General features: G+C 68.9%; 15 protein-coding genes and 1 tRNA gene. 10 read left to right on the plus strand and 6 right to left on the minus strand.

Annotated features, from left to right (window positions below):
• Positions 1-4 precede the first annotated feature (4 nt).
• A complete protein-coding gene (gene iolB, locus H590_RS0110155) occupies positions 5-901 on the plus strand; it encodes a 5-deoxy-glucuronate isomerase (RefSeq protein WP_028703470.1) in 897 nt (298 codons plus the stop codon).
• Between the two features lie 22 nt (positions 902-923).
• Complete coding sequence (gene iolD / locus H590_RS0110160; protein WP_028703471.1) at positions 924-2,828, plus strand: 3D-(3,5/4)-trihydroxycyclohexane-1,2-dione acylhydrolase (decyclizing); 1,905 nt, start codon at positions 924-926, stop codon at positions 2,826-2,828.
• A 267-nt stretch (positions 2,829-3,095) separates the two neighbouring features.
• On the opposite strand, the gene H590_RS0110165 is transcribed toward iolD, so the two are convergent.
• The gene (locus H590_RS0110165; protein ID WP_028703472.1) at positions 3,096-3,356 is read right to left on the minus strand and encodes a hypothetical protein; all 261 of its coding nucleotides are present in this window, start codon (positions 3,354-3,356) and stop codon (positions 3,096-3,098) included.
• Between the two features lie 239 nt (positions 3,357-3,595).
• Between H590_RS0110165 and H590_RS16085 the strand changes: the two genes are divergently transcribed.
• The 4 genes from H590_RS16085 to iolG all read left to right on the plus strand — a co-directional run bounded on the left by H590_RS16085 (position 3,596) and on the right by iolG (position 7,867).
• Positions 3,596-4,774 (plus strand): LacI family DNA-binding transcriptional regulator, encoded by a 1,179-nt coding sequence (locus H590_RS16085; RefSeq protein WP_051238484.1) that lies wholly within the window; start codon positions 3,596-3,598, stop codon positions 4,772-4,774.
• Between the two features lie 27 nt (positions 4,775-4,801).
• Positions 4,802-4,990: a hypothetical protein gene (locus H590_RS0110175; RefSeq protein ID WP_028703473.1), complete on the plus strand. Its 189-nt coding sequence runs from the start codon at positions 4,802-4,804 to the stop codon at positions 4,988-4,990.
• Positions 4,991-5,057: 67 nt separating this feature from the next.
• Positions 5,058-6,665, plus strand: a complete 1,608-nt coding sequence (locus H590_RS0110180) for an MFS transporter (RefSeq protein WP_028703474.1) — start codon at positions 5,058-5,060, stop codon at positions 6,663-6,665.
• 188 nt (positions 6,666-6,853) lie between these two features.
• Positions 6,854-7,867, plus strand: coding sequence for an inositol 2-dehydrogenase (gene iolG / locus H590_RS0110185; RefSeq protein ID WP_028703475.1), 1,014 nt, complete (start codon positions 6,854-6,856; stop codon positions 7,865-7,867).
• A 27-nt stretch (positions 7,868-7,894) separates the two neighbouring features.
• Here iolG and H590_RS0110190 read toward each other — a convergent pair.
• Positions 7,895-7,970, minus strand: a tRNA-Arg gene (locus H590_RS0110190).
• 103 nt (positions 7,971-8,073) lie between these two features.
• On the opposite strand from H590_RS0110190, the gene H590_RS0110195 reads away from it, so the two are divergent.
• A complete protein-coding gene (locus tag H590_RS0110195) occupies positions 8,074-9,474 on the plus strand; it encodes a UTP--glucose-1-phosphate uridylyltransferase (RefSeq protein WP_028703476.1) in 1,401 nt (466 codons plus the stop codon).
• On the plus strand, positions 9,471-9,851 hold the full coding sequence (locus H590_RS0110200) for a hypothetical protein (protein WP_084149440.1): 381 nt from the start codon (positions 9,471-9,473) through the stop codon (positions 9,849-9,851). Before H590_RS0110195 ends, H590_RS0110200 begins: the two co-directional genes overlap by 4 nt.
• Positions 9,852-9,899: 48 nt before the next feature.
• Here the strand turns inward: H590_RS0110200 and mscL are convergent, their stop codons facing one another.
• From mscL to H590_RS16090, 4 genes are all read right to left on the minus strand, one after another.
• Positions 9,900-10,268, minus strand: coding sequence for a large conductance mechanosensitive channel protein MscL (mscL, locus tag H590_RS0110205; RefSeq protein ID WP_028703478.1), 369 nt, complete (start codon positions 10,266-10,268; stop codon positions 9,900-9,902).
• A gap of 146 nt (positions 10,269-10,414) precedes the next feature.
• Entirely contained in the window at positions 10,415-11,083 is a 669-nt protein-coding gene (locus H590_RS0110210) for an SAF domain-containing protein (RefSeq protein ID WP_028703479.1), read from the minus strand.
• A gap of 59 nt (positions 11,084-11,142) precedes the next feature.
• Positions 11,143-11,472 (minus strand): FmdB family zinc ribbon protein, encoded by a 330-nt coding sequence (locus H590_RS0110215; RefSeq protein WP_028703480.1) that lies wholly within the window; start codon positions 11,470-11,472, stop codon positions 11,143-11,145.
• Between the two features lie 227 nt (positions 11,473-11,699).
• Positions 11,700-12,368, minus strand: coding sequence for a 5-formyltetrahydrofolate cyclo-ligase (locus H590_RS16090; protein ID WP_051238492.1), 669 nt, complete (start codon positions 12,366-12,368; stop codon positions 11,700-11,702).
• A gap of 79 nt (positions 12,369-12,447) precedes the next feature.
• On the opposite strand from H590_RS16090, the gene H590_RS0110225 reads away from it, so the two are divergent.
• Complete coding sequence (locus tag H590_RS0110225; protein WP_028703481.1) at positions 12,448-13,725, plus strand: molybdopterin molybdotransferase MoeA; 1,278 nt, start codon at positions 12,448-12,450, stop codon at positions 13,723-13,725.
• A gap of 87 nt (positions 13,726-13,812) precedes the next feature.
• Complete coding sequence (locus H590_RS0110230; protein ID WP_028703482.1) at positions 13,813-14,445, plus strand: GNAT family N-acetyltransferase; 633 nt, start codon at positions 13,813-13,815, stop codon at positions 14,443-14,445.
• Positions 14,446-14,566 lie beyond the last annotated feature (121 nt).

A 14,566-nucleotide genomic window follows, 5' to 3' on the forward strand; every position in this document is an offset into this window, starting at 1 on the left:
ACAGATGAGTGACTACGTTCTGCCGGCAGGTACCGCCGGCCACGACGAGTTCGAGGTCGACGTCTCCCCGCAGCGGGCCGGCTGGACCTACTCGGGGCTGAGAGTCGCGACCCTGGCGGCCGGCTCCTCGACCACCGTGGAGACCGGGGAGTACGAGTACCTGGTGCTGCCGCTGGAGGGGTCCTGGAGAGTCGAGGTCGACGGCAGGACCACCGAGCTCGCCGGCCGACGCACCATCTGGGGCCAGGTCACCGACTACTTCTTCCTGCCGCGCGGGACCACCGCGGTGGTCACCGCCGTCAGCGGCGGCCGGGTCGGGCTGCCCTATGCGCTGGCCTCCGAGGACCTGGAACCCCGCTACTGCCCGGTCGACGAGGTCACCGTGGAGCTGCGGGGAGCCGACTACCTGTGCCGGCAGGCCTCCAGCTACTCGGTCGGCAATGCCCTGCACACCTCGCGACTGCTGGTCGTGGAGGTCATCACCCCCGGTGGCTGCTGGTCCTCCTACCCGCCCCACAAGCACGACGAGGAGGGGCCCGACGAGCACGAGCTGGAGGAGATCTACTACTTCCAGATCAAGGGCAACGAGTACGGCCCCGGGATGGCGCTGCACGCCACCTACGGGACCGCGGACCGCCCGATCAGCGTCGCCGCCAAGATCGGCACCGGCGACGTCGCCCTGGTGCCGCACGGCTGGCACGGCCCCTGCGCGGCCGCTCCCGGGTACGACCTGTACTACCTCAATGTGATGGCGGGCCCCGGCGGAGCCGAGTGGAAGTCGGTGGACGACCCCGAGTACACGTGGCTGCGCGGCACCTACGAGACCGGGACGATGGACCCGCGCCTTCCCTACCAGGTCGACGAGAACGTCGACGACATCCAGGCTGACCCCAAGAACTGACCCCAAGAAGGAGTCCAGAGAGATGGCTGAACCCACCATCCGGCTGAGCGTCGGACAGGCGATCGTCCGGTACCTCACCCACCAGTACAGCGAGCGGGACGGCGTCGAACGCCGCTTCGTGCCCGGCATCTTCGGCATCTTCGGCCACGGCAACGTGGCCGGACTCGGCCAGGCCCTGCTGCAGAACGAGGTGAGCCCCGACCCGGAGGAGGGCCGCCTGGAGTACTGGCACGGTCGCAACGAGCAGGGCATCGTCCACGCGGCGACCGCCTATGCCCGCACCATGGACCGGCTGCAGACCCTGGCCGCCACCGCCTCGATCGGCCCGGGCTCCCTCAACATGGTCACCGGGGCCGCGCTGGCCACCACCAATCGGATCCCGGTGCTGCTCTTCCCCTCCGACATCTTCGCCAACCGGGCGCCCAACCCGGTGCTGCAGCAGCTGGAGGACTCCAGGGACCCCGACATCAGCTGCAACGACGCCTTCAAGCCGGTCTCGAAGTTCTGGGACCGGGTCAACCGGCCCGAACAGCTGATGGTGAGCCTGCCCGGGGCGATGCGGGTGCTCACCGACCCGGTCGAGACCGGTGCGGCCGTGGTCTGCCTGCCCGAGGACGTCCAGGCCGAGGTCTACGACTGGCCGCTGTCCTTCTTCGCCAAGAAGGTGTGGCACATGGACCGCCAGGTCCCCGCTCCCTCCGCCCTGGCCCGGGCGGTCAGCGCCATCAAGGGCGCCGCCAAGCCGCTCATCGTCTCCGGCGGTGGCACCATCTACTCCCAGGCCTCCGAGCAGCTTCGGGAGCTGGCCACCGCCACCGGCATCCCGGTCGCCGACACCCAGGCCGGCAAGGGAGCCATCAACTGGGACCACCCGGCCGCCGTCGGCGGTCTGGGGGCCACCGGCGCCGGATCGGCGAACGCGCTGGCGGCCGAGGCCGATCTGGTGATCGGCATCGGCACCCGGTACTCCGACTTCACCACCGGCTCCCAGACGGTCTTCGGAAACCCGCAGGTGCGCTTCGTCAACATCAACGTCGCCGCCTTCGACGCCGTCAAGCAGGGTGCCGAGATGGTCCTCGCCGATGCCCGGGAGGCACTCAGCGCGCTGACCGCCGCACTCGCCGACTTCCACGTGAGCCAGCAGTGGACGGACAAGACCCGCACTGAGGTGGCTGCCTGGCAGAAGGCCACCGACGCCTGCTACCACGCGGATCACGGTCCGCTGCCGGCCCAGACCGAGGTCTTCGGCGCCCTCAACGAGATGATGGGCGACGAGGACATCATGATCAACGCCGCCGGCTCGATGCCCGGCGACCTGCAGTGCCTGTGGCGGGCCAGAACCCCGGTCCAGTACCACGTCGAGTACGCCTTCTCCTGCATGGGATACGAGATCCCGGCCGCCCTGGGCGTCAAGATGGCCCGGCCCGAGTCCGAGGTGGTGGCGATCGTCGGCGACGGCACCTACCAGATGCTGCCGATGGAGCTGGCGACCCTGGTCCAGGAGGGTCGCAAGGCGATCTTCGTGCTGCTGCAGAACTACGGCTACTCCTCGATCGGAGCGCTGTCGGAGTCCCACGGGTCCCAGCGGTTCGGCACCAAGTACCGTCGCGACGACGACGGCGAGGGCCATGTCCGCGGCGACGACCCGTCGCTGCGGCTGCCGGTCGACATCGCGGCCAATGCCCGCTCCTGGGGGCTGGACGTCCTCGAGGTGCACGGCATCGAGGAGTTCCGTCAGGCCTACCAGAAGGCCCACGCCTCCGACCGGGCGACGATGATCCACATCGAGACCGACCTGTACGGCCCCAACCCGCCCTCCACCGGCTGGTGGGACGTCCCGGTCACCTCGCAGTCCCGGCTGGAGTCGACCCAGGAGGCCTACCGGCAGTACGCCGGCGAGATCACCCGGCAGAGGCGGTTCTTCTGAGCCTTGTTCGACCAGGCCTGGTCGACCAGGCGTGTGGACCGGCGGGACCCCCGGGCAGAGACTGCCCGGGGGTCCCGCCGGTCTGGTCCCCAGGACCTTCGGGGAGATGGCAGCGGCCGGGGACATGGAAGGGGCCCGTCCCCAGGACGGGCCCCTTCGTGCTGACGGATTCGTCTCGACTCGATGTGAGTCGCAGGCTGTGTGAGACTCTCCGTTGCGTCTCTGCCAGGGTCGCACCTCAGGGTGCGACCGGTTCCGCTGTGATGGTCAGTTCTGGGCCAGCACCGCCTTGCGCAGGGTCGAGGCGACCAGCGCGAAGGAGGAGGCCACTGCCAGGAACCCGCCGAGGATGACGGCCACATCGGAGGAGATCACCAGACCGGTGAGGGCGACGATCACCGAGACGGCCACGAGAACGACCGCGACGATGGGCAGCTGGAACCTGTCAGTGTCGGCGTGACGGGAGACGGAGTGCCGAGAGGCAGCTCCCCTGGACGCGAGGGACTTGTTCAGAGAAATGGTGGTCATGTGCGTGCCTGCTTCCATGATCGGAGTGCCGGGCACGGCTGAAAGCCGTGCTCAGCACGGCTTCGTGCGCTCCCCGGGATTCCGGGAAGGGTCAGGTTCATGACCTGACAAGGAAGACGATACGGGATGACACCGTGCCGGGCAAGTACCCGGGGCACGTCTATGCCCACGGCGAAGAATTTGTTCTGACAAATAACTCGCAGCTTCTGACGTTGCCGCTGGCGGTAGCATCACCCGACGTGGATGGCGCACAGGGGCGAACACCGCACAGGGTCACGATTCGCGACGTCGCGAGACTGGCCGGCACCTCGACGTCCACCGTCTCGGTGGCTCTGTCGGGCGGCGGGAAGGTCTCCGAGGCGACCCGCAGGCGGGTCATCGACGCCGCCGACCGGCTCGGCTGGCGGCCAGACCGCAGAGCCTCGGGACTGCGGCGATTCCACTCCCGGTCGGTGGGGGTGGTCTACGAGGTCGAGCAGTCCTTCCAGGCGCATCTGCTCGACGCCCTCTACGTGGGGCTGTCCGGCGAGCACCTCGAGGTGATCCTGGCCGGGGCCACCGCCCATCACACCGAGCAGATGTGCATCGAGGACCTCACGCGCGAGGGTTGCGAGGCGATGGTGCTCACCGGTTCTGGACTCAGCGACCAGGAGATCGCCGCGGTGGCGAGGCGCCTGCCGGTGCTGAGTCTGTGTCGACAGGTGGCACTGGGGGGTGTCGATGTCGTCGCCTGCGACTCGCGCTCGGGGGTCGCCGGGGCGGTGGATGCCCTGGTCTCCCTGGGGCACCGCCGGATCGTCCATGTCGGCGGATCGGGTCAGCCGATGGCCGATGCCAGGGAGCAGGGGTACGTGGAGGCGATGACCCGCCACGGGCTGGCGGGGGAGATCCGCGTGCTGCCCGGCGGGTCGACCATCGAGGCCGGGGTGCTGGCCGGGCACGCGCTGTGGGCGATGGCCCCCGCGCCGACCGCGGTCACCTGTTTCAACGACATGTGCGCGGCGGGCCTGGTCCGGCAGTTGCGGATGATCGGGGTGCGGGTCCCCGACGACATCAGCGTGGTCGGCTTCGACGACGCGCCGGTGGCCAGCGATCCCACCACGGCCCTCACCACGGTCCGTCAGGACGTCACCCTGCTGGCGCGGCTGGCGGCGAGGGTGCTGCGTACCCGGGTGGAGGCCGGCGGTCCGGTGCGGCCCGGGGCCGAGCGGGCGGTGACGGTGCCCGCGGTGCTGGTGACCCGTTCGACGACCGGGTCCCCCGCGGTCGTAACGATTCGACTCGGCCGGCAATCCGTTCACCCAGTCGCCAGTCTCCCGATCGAATCGTTTTTTCATGTCAGTACGTTTATCACTTTTCGGATGACATGGGGCATCATCGTTGTGCCGGTGCACTGGGGCACCGTCCGCGGCCAATGAGGGCCGCGGGACTGAGCAAGGAGCGTTATGACTGAGAAGAAGGCCATCGGCGCGGGAGTCCCCTCCCGCGGACCGGTGGGCAGCGTGCGCACCGGGGCCCGCCAGGGTCTCCAGGAGCTATTCCCCGAGATCGACCGCAGCGTCGACGCCTGCATCGCGGACCGCGCTCAGGCGGCGGCGCGTCCGGTGTCCCTGCTGACCGGCCGCGACGAGTGAGGTTGGAGTCATGACCATGGACACGACACGTCCCGCCCCCGGGACCGATGAGCCCGACATCGCAGAAATGGTGGCCGGGACTCCGGCCTCCGGCAAGCATCGCGGCATCCTGGCGGTGGCCGGGGTGGCCACCCTGGGTTCTCTGCTCTTCGGCTATGACACCGGTGTCATCTCCGGTGCACTGCCCTACATGTACATGCCGCACGGTGCCGGCGGCCTTGCGTTGAACCCGGTCGAGGAGGGCCTGATCGGCGGCGTTCTGCTGATCGGTGCGGCCTTCGGCGCGGTGCTCGGCGGGACCATGTCGGACCGCTGGGGACGACGTCACAACATCACGATCCTCGCCGTGCTGTTCCTGTTCGGAGCCATCGGCACCACCTTCGCGCCCAGCGTGGCCGTGATGAGCCCGTTCCGGTTCATCCTCGGCTTCGCCGTCGGCGGCGCCTCCGCCACCGTGCCGGTGTACCTGGCCGAGACGGCCCCCAAACGCATTCGAGGGTCGATCGTGGCGATCGACCAGCTGATGATCGTCACCGGCCAGCTGCTGGCCTTCACGATGAACGCCGTCATCAACGCGGCGCACGGCGGACCGCAGATCACGGTGACCGCCAACCACAACGCCGACCAGCACGGCATCGGCCTCGGCCAGCGGTCCTGGGACTCGGTCCTCGCCCTGCAGGCCAGCAAGGGCGGCCCGATGGACGACGCGCAGTTCCACGCCTTCGTCAACAACCTGGTGGTCAGCGCGGGCAACGGCGCCGCCTGGCGGTGGATGCTGGTGCTCTGCACGATCCCGGCCATCGCGCTGTGGATCGGCATCCGGCTGATGCCGGAGTCGGCCCGGTGGTATCTCGTCAAGGGTCGCATCCGCGAGGCGATCGGCTCCCTCAAGCGGGTCCGCAATCCTGAGAAGGACGGGTCCCTGGAGGACGAGGTCACCGAGATGCTGGAGACTCGTCACCATGAGCGCGAGGAGGCCGGGGCCAGAGGCACCTTCAAGCACGTGTGGCAGACGCCATGGCTCCGCAAGCTGCTGTTCATGGGCATCTTCCTGGCGATCGTCAACCAGACCACCGGTGTCAACACGATCATGTACTACGCCCCGAAGGTGCTGGAGTACGCCGGCATGACGACCTCCGCCTCGATCACCGCCCAGGTGGCCAATGGCGTGATGTCGGTGATCGGCTCGGCCCTGGGCCTGTGGCTGATCCTGCGGTTCCGCCGTCGTCAGATCCTCATCTTCGACGTCTTCGGTGTCGCCGCGGCGCTGCTGGCGATCGCCGGCGTGTTCCACTTCATGATCGCCCCGCACATCGCTGACGGCACCCGGCCGCCGGCCTGGACGGCCTACCTGGTGCTGGCCATGATGGCGCTCTTCATGCTCATCGTGCAGTCCACCAATGGCACCGTGGTGTGGACGATGCTGGGGGAGATGTTCCCCTCCAACGTCCGAGGCGTGATGAACGGCACGGCGATCTTCTTCATGTGGGTCGTCAACGCGATCATCACCTTCACCTTCCCCTCGATGATGGCCAGCCTCGGTGGTGGACTCACCTACACCATCTATGGCGTCCTCAATGTCGTCATCGGCATCGTCCTGCTCAAGATCATGCCGGAGACCTCCGGGAAGTCTCTGGAACAGATCGAGGGATACATGGAGAAGCGCTACTCCTGATCCGACCCCAGTACTGATGAGGGCGGGCTCTCCCTTCAAGGGAGGGCCCGCCCTCAATTGTGTTAACATTTCCGTGGTGACGGTGCCGACACAGTGAGTCCTGCTCGCAGGGCACCACCACAATCCCGCCGGTGGCGCGGCCACTGACCAGCATCAGTGCAGATGTCCTATGAGAGGTGTTCTCAATCATGATTCGAATCGCAATCATCGGTGCCGGCCGCATTGGCCACGTCCACGCCCGCGCGGTGGCCAACCACCCGCAGGCCGAGCTGGTGCTGGTCTGTGATCCCTTCGAGAAGAATGCGAAGGAGCTGTCGGCGCAGTACGGCGTCAAGTACTGCCTGGACCCCCAGGAGGTGTTCTCCTCCCCGGACGTCGACGCGGTGATCATCGGATCCCCGACGCGGTTCCACGTGGACCACATCCTGGCCGCCGTGAAGGCCGGCAAGAAGGTCATGAGCGAGAAGCCGATCGCTCTCGACCTGGCCTCGGCCAAGCGCTGCGTCGACGAGCTGGGAGACGCCGCCGACCACGTGATGATGGGCTTCAACAGGCGCTTCGACCCGAGCTTCGCCGAGATCCACCACCGGGTCGCCGATGGCGAGGTCGGGGACCTCCAGCAGCTCATCGTCGTCTCCCGCGACCCTGCCGCCCCGCCGGCCGAGTACGTGGCCGGGTCCGGCGGCATCTTCAAGGACATGACGATCCACGACTTCGACACCGTGCGGTTCTTCCTCGGCGACATCGCCGAGGTGACCGCGGTGGGTACCAATGTCGACGAGGCGATCAAGGCCCAGGGCGACTTCGACCAGGTCCTGGTCACGCTGAAGTCGGTCGACGGCAAGCTGGCCACCATCGTCAACTCCCGCAGCTGCGCATTCGGCTACGACCAGCGTCTGGAGGCCTTCGGAGCCGACGGCATGCTGAGCGCCGACAACCTCACCGAGACGGCGGTGCGCAAGGCCTCGGGGAACCAGACCGAGGCGAAGTCCGCGGTGATGGACTTCTTCCTGGACCGCTACGAGGACGCCTACCGGATCGAGCTGGGACACTTCATCGAGGCGGCCGCCTCCGGTGAGGCCGTCTCGCCGTCGGTGCGCGACGGGTACGCCGCCCTCCAGCTGGCCGAGGCGGCCGGCCTGTCGGCCAAGGAGGGACGGACCGTCGCCATCGAGGCGAACAAGGTGCCGGCGGCCGTCTGAGTCTCGACGGACCGCGCGGTACCGCGGTGGCGGCCCCGAGAGGATTCGAACCTCCGACACATGGTTTAGGAAACCACTGCTCTATCCCCTGAGCTACGGGGCCATCATGGCCGTGCAACGGACCTCGACCAGCCTAGTGGTAGGGCCTCGCGAGACGCCAGCCAGCCTCTAGGATCGGACCTGACGCCTAGCCGGAAGGAACCATGATGAGCGAAGCAGGACTTGTCGCCGCACAGCAGAAGATGACCAAGGCCGGGGTCGACCAGGCCGCCATTGACGTCTTCACCTCCTACTACCACCAGCTCGAGGAGGGCGGCACCGGGCTCATCCGTGAGGACACCATCAGTCCCCTCACGGACCCCCCGATGCTCGACGAGCTCGATGTTGACGATGCGGCCGCGGCGCAGGCCCTGGACCGCACCGTCATCATCAAGCTCAATGGCGGCCTGGGCACCTCGATGGGCCTGGACCGGGCGAAGTCCCTCCTGGAGGTCCGCGACGGCAAGACCTTCCTGGACATCGTGGTCGACCAGGTGGTGGCGGCCCGCCGCACCTACGGTGCGCGGCTGCCGCTGCTGTTCATGAACTCCTTCAACACCCGCGACGACACCCTCGCCCATCTGGCCCGGTACCCGGAGCTGAGCGTCGACGGACTGCCCCTGGACTTCCTGCAGAACGAGGAGCCCAAGCTGAGGGCCGACGACCTCACCCCGGTGGAGTGGCCGGCCGACCCGAGCCTGGAGTGGTGCCCGCCCGGACATGGCGATCTCTACACCGCCCTGCTCGGCTCCGGGGTGCTCGACAAGCTGCTGGCCAAGGGGTTCAAGTACGCCTCGGTCTCCAACGGAGACAACCTCGGCGCCGTCCCGGACGCCAGGCTGGCCGGCTGGTTCGCCGCCTCCGGCGCCCCCTACGCCGCCGAGCTGTGTCGGCGCACCATCAATGACAAGAAGGGCGGGCACCTGGCGGTCCGCAAGTCCGACGGCCAGCTGATTCTGCGCGACACCGCTCAGACGGCTCCCGAGGAGATGTCCTACTTCACCGACGAGTTCCGCCATCCCTACTTCCACACCAACAATCTCTGGTTCGATCTCGAGGCGCTGCGTCGAGTTCTCGATGAACGCCACGGGGTGCTGGGTCTCCATCTCATCCGCAATGAGAAGACGGTCGATCCCAAGGACGCCGACTCCACCCCGGTGATTCAGATCGAGTCGGCGATGGGCGGGGCGATCGAGGTATTCGACGGGGCCACCTGCATCTGCGTGGACCGGTCGCGATTCCTGCCGGTCAAGACGACCAACGAGTTGCTCCTGCTGCGCAGCGACGTCTACTCCCTGGACGACTCCGCACATCTGGTCAAGAACACCGACACCACCTGCGAGATCGATCTTGACAAGCACTTCTACAAGAAGATCAATGACTTCTCGAAGCGCATTCCCGAGCCGCCGTCGCTGCGTGCGGCCACCCGGCTGGCGGTGGCGGGGGACTGGACCTTCGGTTCAGGGGTGACCGTCTCCGGGAAGGCCCATCTGGTCGCCGGCAACGGTCCGGCAACGGTGCCCGACGGCAGCACCCTCACCGGCGAGATCACTCCCGAGACCCTGTGAGCGCGCAGCGGGCGGCAGCCCAGTGCTGGCAGGCGATCGCCGCGGTGCTCACCGGTGAGCGGCCCGAGCCGCCGGCCCGGCCGGACTGGCGGGCTGACTCGGTGGCCGACTGGTTGGTCTCACTGGGCTGGGACCGGCAGGCGCTGGGGGAGAGACGGCGGCACTGCCAGCAGGAGCGCCTGGTGTGGCCGGACCGGCTTCCCGACGATCTGGCGAGCGGTCTCGAGTTCGCCCGCTACTCGGCGCTGCTGGCCGAGGTGCGGCGCCTCCTCGGCGTGGACGGGCTGCCGAGCGCGATTCACCACGGACCGAGGATCATCGGCCCGGCGGAGGAGAGGCTGTTGCGCGAAGTGCCCCCGCACAGCGTGCAGAGCTGAGCGGGGGCACCTGGCAGGACTCGTGCGCGACGAGCCGACCCTGTCGGGTCAGTTGCTGCCATTCTTGGCGGCCAGCAGGTCGCGGATGTCGGCGAGCAGCTCCTCGGTGGTCGGGGGGACATCGTCGGGATCGTCGGTGACCAGCTTGGACTTGGCGTACTCGAAGGGCTTGACCAGGCCGAAGTAGATCACGAAAGCCAGGATGAGGAAGGCCACCACAGCGGTGAGGAAGGCGCCGATGTGGATTCCCCAGGGCACGAAGGTGGAGAAGTTCGGCGTCCCGCCGAGCTTTCCGATGAGGTCCATGATGATCGCCGTGAACGACTTGACAACGTCACCGAACGCGGCGCCGAGAATGAACGCGACGGCAAGCTCGACGAGATTGCCCCGCATGATGAAATCTTTGAAACCCTTCATAAACCCCTCCGGTCCTGGACTCGCCCGGTGAGTCCCGTACGCTATCGTCAACAGCACGGCAGCATAGGTCTGCCGTCGGAGGAACTCCTCATTCTGGACGCGTTTTTCGCGACCGGAGGAAGGCCGGAGAACCGCCCGGGCCCGGTTCAGGTGATCACGACGCCGATCTCCTGACTGGACGCGTGGGTCGCAATTCTGGCCGCGCTGGCGGGATCGGTGCTGACCACCACCACCGAGTGGTCACCGGTGGTCGACAGTGCCCCGGAACTCGAACCGGTGAGAATGGTCCGGACCACTGCCGAGGGTGCCAGGGTCTCGGTCCGGGAGCCGTCGCCGGCCACCACGACGCTGACCGTCTGACCGACCTGGAGCATCGCCAGCAGGGCCGGGTCGGAGATCGTGATCCCGGTCAGCGCGCCGCCCGGGCCCGCCCGAGGAGAACCCAGCAGGTCGGCCGAGGTGAGCACACTGCCGGCCGGCCGATCGGCGACCAGGGTCTGTCCGGTGGCCCGTGACGTCGCGGTGAGCGCCCCGGAGGGCACCAGGCGGCGGGGCATCTGCACCATCTTGAGGGCGGATCCCTCGATCCTGGCACCCCCGGAGAGCGGACGGGAGGCGGCGACCACGGCCACCTCGGCCTCGGGACTCGGGCTCGAGGAGGACGCGATCAGCCACACCACCGCGGCCAGCAGGAGAGCGGCGAGCCCGCGGCGATGTCGTGCGATGAGGACGTGAAGAGCCCGTCCGCGGGCGGGACGCCTGCCGGACGGGTCTGTGGAGACGGTGGACGAGTCACTGTGCGGGTGTGTTCTCACACCCCCACGTGTAGCGGCCGCCGGGAGAAATCAGCGGTTGTCCACAGGTGCGTCGAGAGTCAGTTGGCCGCCACCGGGGCTGTGGACGACGCTGGTGCGCTGGAGGTCGCGTCCGACCCGGTGGCCTTCGTGGTGCTCGCGGTGCTGGCGGTGCCGGTCGAGCTGGAGTGCTCGTGCTCGGGAGCCGGGGCGGCAGCGGCGGTGGCCCCATGGGTGTGATTGTCGGTCGAGTAGAACCCAGAACCCTTGAACACCACGCCCACCGCGCTGAAGACCTTGCGGAGCTTTCCCCGGCAGGAGGGGCAGGTGGTGAGTGCGGCATCGCTGAAACGCTGGACGACCTCGAGATCGCGTCCGCACTCGGTGCAACGGTACTGATAGGTGGGCATGCTCTCCTCGATCCGGTCCGATCGCACGATCGGGCGACCCTAATATGGTAGGTGACTGCGCCGCGTGCCCGAAACCGGCCACCCGGCGATGCCGACGGAGACCGCTGGGCGTCGCCCCGGCGTCACCCTGACCACGAGCGGAACGTCTGGTCCGGCCACGCTATTCCTGGGCGTCCTGTCCTTCAGCATCACTGTCCGCGCGGGCGACACGTCCGGGCCGAGCGTCCTCACTCTGCGGGTGTCGCTGCCTCCGACACCGCCAGGGGAAGCAGCCCGGAGGGGGTGAGGGCGGCGTCGACCCGGATGTCCCACCGGTCGTGGGGGAGAGCGGGGACCACCTCGGACTCGTCGACCATCGCCCAGACCGGGGCGACAGGGTGGCGCCCGCTGTCCAACCGGTGCCCACCGCCCGACCGGTACCCGCTGCCCGCAAGGGCCCGGTCGTACCAGCCGCCGCCGGTCCCGACCCGGTGACCGTTGCGGTCCACCCAGATCGCCGAGCAGATCACCAGATCCGCCCGGATCAGCGCATCGGGTCCCAGCACCGGGCCATCCGGCTCGGGAATTCCCCACAGTCCGTCCCGGAGGCGGTCGGCGTCGAAGCGGGCCCAGGCCGGGTCGTGGATCCCGTGACCGGCCCCGTCGGTGAGCACGGGGGCGAGCACAGTGAGACCGGCCCCGGCCAGCCTGGCCGCCAGCCCCACGGTGGCGGGTTCGCCCGGTCGCGACAGATACAGCGCGACGGTGCCCGCGCCGGTGCGGCGGACCTCCCGGAACCCGGTGCGCTCCCAGCCGCGGTCGCGTCGATCCTGCTCGCGATCGCTCAGAGCTGCCCGACGGGCGCGGCCCAGGTCCCGCCAGGTGGCCTTGGAGGAGCCCGGGCGGCCGTCGGGCATCAGGATCGGCAGCACGATCCTCACCCTACTGGGCAGGGCCTGTCCGCTCAGGCGGCGTCGAGCCCGTACGCTGTGGACCATGGCGCTGTTCCGCAAGAAGAAGACCGACGAGGAGACGCCGCTGGGGGCGCCGCTGGCGTTGCCGGGGGCTCCCGACGACGACGAGAACGGTCGGCGCAGCCTGGAGGACCACCGCGACTTCCTGCTCTCCCTGGTCAAGCCGCTGGCTCCCTTCGGGTTGAGCATCGGCGACTCCCTCGGTCTGGAACTGTGCGAGGACGTCCCCTCTCCGGTCGATGTGCCGCGCACCACCACCTCGGTCATCGACGGGTTCGCCCTGGACTCGGCAGTCACGACCCGCGCCGGCAATCCCTACCCGGTGGTCCTGCAGGTCGACCGGCGGCCTCCGAGCCCGGTCGTCCAGGGCACCGCCGTCGTCGTGAGAGCCGGGGATCCGCTGCCGGCGGGAGTCGACTGCGTGGTCCCCGAGGAGTCCCTGGACGCAGACGGCCAGGTCAGCCTCACCGCTGCCGTGCACCCCTGGAGCGGCTGCCGGCTGGCCGGTTCGGACTTCGCCGCGGGAGACCCCATCGTGTCCCGAGGGAGGATCCTGCACCCGGCCACCATCGCCCTGCTCGCCGACTCCGGTGCCGGCAAGGTGCTGGCCCGGCCCCGCCCCCGGGTGGTGGTGCTGGGAACCGGCGGCGGCAAGTCCGGCCACGACGGCGTCCCCCTGCTGGACGTCACGGCCCATCTGATCTCCGCGGCCGCCGCCGAGACCGGCGCCCACGTCTGGCGGGTCGAGGCCGACGTCTCCGACACCGCGGCGCTGCGCGAGGCAATTACCGACCAGCTCATCCGGGCCGATCTGCTGCTGATCACCAGCAACCGTCCGGCCGCCGCGCGCCGCGATCCGGTCGCCGATCTGCTCCCGGATCTGGGTGCCACCGACTTCTGCCAGGTGGCGATGGATCCCGGTGCCACCCAGGGGTTCGGCCTGGTCGGGCCGGATCTGGTCCCGGTGATGGTGATGCCCCCGGGGCCCGGTGCGGCACTGGTGTCCTTCCACGCCTTCGCGGCGCCGCTGCTGCGCAAGCTCGGCGGGATCACCGTGACGGCGCGCCAGACCGTGGAGGCCGAGGCCCTCGACATCCTGGCCGGCCCGGACACCCCGGTGAGGTTCGTCCCGGTGGTGCTGCGCGACCGCGGTGGTCGCAGCTGCGCGGCACGCGCGGGACGTGGGGACGCTCGCGAGCTGGTCGACCTGTCCGAGGCCGACGCCTTCGCCGTGATTCCGGCCGGCCAAGGCGTCGATGTCGGCGACACCGTGACCTGCTGGGCCGTGGAGCGGGACTGACCGACGATGACCGACTCGCTGCCACAGCGCGCCTTCCAGATGCCCTACGGCACGAGCCTCCCGCGGGCCCATCACTGGCCGACGGTGCTGCGGGCGGGAGCCGTGGTGCTCCGGCCCCTGGTGAGGTCGGACGGTCCCGAGTGGTTCCGGATCAGGCAACGGGACGCCGAATGGCTGCAGCCCTGGGAGGCCACCAGGCCGCCGGGATCCCTGGAGAGGGTGCCCAGCTTCCCGCAGATGGTGGCCCGCAACCGCAGGCTGGCGAAGGTGCCGGTGGCCCTGCCCTGGGCGATCGTCTGGGATGACGGGTGGCCCCGCAGCCCGGCCCGGCACCCGGAGAAACTCGCGGTGATCGGTCAGCTGACGGTCTCCAGCATCACCTACGGCTCGGCGCTCAGCGCGTCGATGGGCTACTGGGTGAGTCATCGGTATGCCGGCCGCGGAGTGGTGCCCACCGCCGTGGCACTGGCCGCCGACTACTGCTTCCAGGTGCTGCGCCTGCACCGCATCGAGATCTGCATCAGGCCCGAGAACGCCAAGAGTCTTCGCGTCGTCGAGAAGCTCGGGCTGGTCGAGGAGGGGATGCGTCCGCGGTACCTCCACATCGACGGGCAGTGGTCCGACCACCGGGTGTTCCGGCTGCTGTGCGACGACCGTCCGGCCGGCGTGCTGCAGGAGTACTTGGCGTCGCACGTCCTGCCGGGCTCTCCGCTGACCTGAATCGGCTTGCCGGGTGGCAGTCCGACGCGTCATAGGATGTGCGCACCCGAATTACATCCGTGTGATGCGAAATGTCCGACACTCCGGCGAAGAGCCTGACGGGAGCGCATCGGGACCTTTA

It is taken from the genome of Acidipropionibacterium jensenii DSM 20535, from assembly GCF_000425285.1.
Taxonomy (GTDB): domain Bacteria; phylum Actinomycetota; class Actinomycetes; order Propionibacteriales; family Propionibacteriaceae; genus Acidipropionibacterium; species Acidipropionibacterium jensenii.

Excerpts from the sequence above, each read along its gene's own strand:
- iolB (WP_028703470.1), top strand. The coding sequence starts at position 5 with ATGAGTGACTACGTTCTGCCGGCAGGTACCGCCGGCCACGACGAGTTC.
- iolD (WP_028703471.1), top strand. The coding sequence starts at position 924 with ATGGCTGAACCCACCATCCGGCTGAGCGTCGGACAGGCGATCGTCCGG.
- H590_RS0110165 (WP_028703472.1), bottom strand. The coding sequence starts at position 3,356 with ATGACCACCATTTCTCTGAACAAGTCCCTCGCGTCCAGGGGAGCTGCC.
- H590_RS0110175 (WP_028703473.1), top strand. The coding sequence starts at position 4,802 with ATGACTGAGAAGAAGGCCATCGGCGCGGGAGTCCCCTCCCGCGGACCG.
- H590_RS0110180 (WP_028703474.1), top strand. The coding sequence starts at position 5,058 with ATGGTGGCCGGGACTCCGGCCTCCGGCAAGCATCGCGGCATCCTGGCG.
- iolG (WP_028703475.1), top strand. The coding sequence starts at position 6,854 with ATGATTCGAATCGCAATCATCGGTGCCGGCCGCATTGGCCACGTCCAC.
- H590_RS0110195 (WP_028703476.1), top strand. The coding sequence starts at position 8,074 with ATGAGCGAAGCAGGACTTGTCGCCGCACAGCAGAAGATGACCAAGGCC.
- mscL (WP_028703478.1), bottom strand. The coding sequence starts at position 10,268 with ATGAAGGGTTTCAAAGATTTCATCATGCGGGGCAATCTCGTCGAGCTT.
- H590_RS0110215 (WP_028703480.1), bottom strand. The coding sequence starts at position 11,472 with ATGCCCACCTATCAGTACCGTTGCACCGAGTGCGGACGCGATCTCGAG.
- H590_RS16090 (WP_051238492.1), bottom strand. The coding sequence starts at position 12,368 with ATGCCCGACGGCCGCCCGGGCTCCTCCAAGGCCACCTGGCGGGACCTG.
- H590_RS0110225 (WP_028703481.1), top strand. The coding sequence starts at position 12,448 with ATGGCGCTGTTCCGCAAGAAGAAGACCGACGAGGAGACGCCGCTGGGG.